Annotated in this window: 2 protein-coding genes and 1 pseudogene; all 3 read left to right on the top strand. The window is 31.7% G+C overall.

What is annotated here, in order from left to right:
- A partial coding sequence (locus tag KI356_RS26310; RefSeq protein WP_212936917.1) for a GNAT family N-acetyltransferase occupies positions 1-682 on the top strand: 682 nt, incomplete at its 5' end.
- Between the two features lie 595 nt (positions 683-1,277).
- Positions 1,278-1,973 carry a CsxC family protein gene (locus KI356_RS26315; RefSeq protein WP_212936918.1) on the top strand — a complete coding sequence of 232 codons (696 nt, stop codon included), beginning with the start codon at positions 1,278-1,280 and terminating at the stop codon, positions 1,971-1,973.
- A gap of 127 nt (positions 1,974-2,100) precedes the next feature.
- Positions 2,101-2,290 (top strand): annotated as a pseudogene (locus tag KI356_RS26320) (BC_2427 family protein); the annotation flags it as partial.

Raw genomic sequence — 2,290 nt, forward strand, 5'->3', positions numbered from 1 at the left:
AGGGCATATGGGTAACGCGTGGGTGAACGATCTTGAAAATCCGAAAGTAGCACAAATTACCGTAGGGATTTTTACATTTTACGCTGGAGACTCAAATGCGAAAGAAACAGAAGAGTTATTGCGTAACATTCCTGAAAGAATTTTAGTAATCGTTAATAGTGATGAGTGGAAAAAGCGTTTAGAAACATTCCATGAAAGAAAAATAGATAAGTTTTTACGATATAAATTTAAAAGAAATGCAGACGTGTTTAATCATACAAAATTACAATCTTTTATATCGGCACTTCCAAAAGGATATGAATTAAGAAAGATAGATGAGCATATCGCGAATAACCCATCATTACACAACGTTTCTGAAGATTTTATAAGCCAATTCTGTTCAATAGATGATTATGTAAATCGAGGTATAGGTTATTGTATTTTGTATAATGGAGAAGTCGTATGTGGTGCATCATCGTATAGTATTTATGATGATGGTATTGAAATCGAAGTTGCTACTGATTTTGATCATAGAAGAAAGGGATTGGCAACTGTAGTTTGTGCGGCCTTAATATTGGATTGTTTAGAAAAGGGTAAGTATCCAAACTGGGACGCAGCGAATAGTACTTCTGCCAAATTAGCAGATAAGCTAGGGTATGTTTTTGATAAGGCATATGATACTTATTTTGTAAATAATAGGTGAATGAACGGGAGCGTGTACGGATTGTACAACGTCATAAGACTAGTAAATTAACGTTTAGTAGGCTTGTTTTTTATAATTGCAAACAAAAACTAAACTATCCAAAGATAAAAAGGCATTAAAAGAGATGTTAATAAATGGAATTAAAGGGAAAGAATGACGACAAGATTGGTTTCCTAAGAAGAGTTGATAAATTCTAGTGAAAAACTTGAGAATAAAACAATGATATTAATGATAAGGATGAAGGGATTCCGCAAAAATTTGGGTATAAAAACCGACTTTTTTTAGTCGGTTTTTATTTTTTTCAACAGTAGAGTGATATCAATATTGATTTTTCTTCTATTACTATTGAATATAATTAACACATCAGTTCCTACTTCCACGATGAGGGTTCAGAAATTCTCTTTTTATATTAGGTAGATACATATAAAGTCTCAATATATTTAGTTGTGAGTGTTTAACTAACAATGAAATTGCTATTTTTTTTGTAAATGATGAAAGTAACTATTATAGGAACCCACGCATTAATAGAATAGATACATATACAGTATAGAGAGTTAAAAAACTCCAAAATATTGTATAAAGGAGATTATAAAATATGAGCGAACAATGCCCAATTAATGTACCATGTCAGGTAGATGGACAAACTCAAACACCATTAAGTGATGCAGCTGCAACACCAATTCTTACTCCAGGAGCACCGATTGTAAAAATACCAGTTGTATTAGCAGAAAGAACAATTCAAATTGTTGTAGAGTCCGATATCCATTTAGATCCTCCAGCAGTTGAAATTAAACGTATTTTAAAAAATGTATTTTTAACACAATGTAAGTTAGTTCCTGTAGCATTTACTCCAGTAGAAGGTACAAATTACCGCCGAGTTACAAGAGCAAAATTATTTGTACAAGGATATATTCGTAAAAATATTGAATATGCAAATGGTGAGTGTAATGGAGTGCTATATGACCGCATTGCAAATGTTCCATTTTCTGGTTTTGCTGATTTAACAGCAGCAGATTTTCTATCACAAGCTATAGTAGCTGCTTCCTCAGATACTACTTCTCACTTTATTAATCCTAATAACGGTGATTTACCACGTTTAGACAAATACTTCTTCGAAAATACGGTTTTTTATAACGAACAACCATATTGCGAATTAGTCAGCGCTCAATTTTTCGAATTAGACTTTTCCCCTTGTCCAACAGAATTAAACGAGCCATTTGATACTCTTCGTGAAAAAATTGTACTAGATCTTACTTTAAAAGTTTTACAAGTACAACAAGTACGAGTATAAAACTAAAAAGGCATTGTCTTTAATAAAAAGACAATGTCTTTTTTATTATTATAAAACATATATAATGATGAAATGGTCGCGTACAAAAAACATATTTTTATGAATTTCATCAGATGGGGGGATGGTGATGAATAAGCCATGGATTGGTAAGGGAATATGGAACAAAGTTTATAAGGAAGAAAAACTGAATATTCAAGATGATTCATGCGAAATAAGAAAAAAAGAGGGAATTTTAGAAACTGAATCAGAGAAAGAAGATAAAGGATCTGAAAAAGAAAAAGAAGATGTAGAAATTGAATCAGAGAAAGAAGATAAAG

The sequence above is a fragment of the Bacillus hominis genome, assembly GCF_018332515.1.
GTDB lineage: Bacteria > Bacillota > Bacilli > Bacillales > Bacillaceae_G > Bacillus_A > Bacillus_A hominis.

Coding starts and splice junctions, on each gene's coding strand:
- KI356_RS26315 (WP_212936918.1), top strand. CDS start 1,278: ATGAGCGAACAATGCCCAATTAATGTACCATGTCAGGTAGATGGACAA.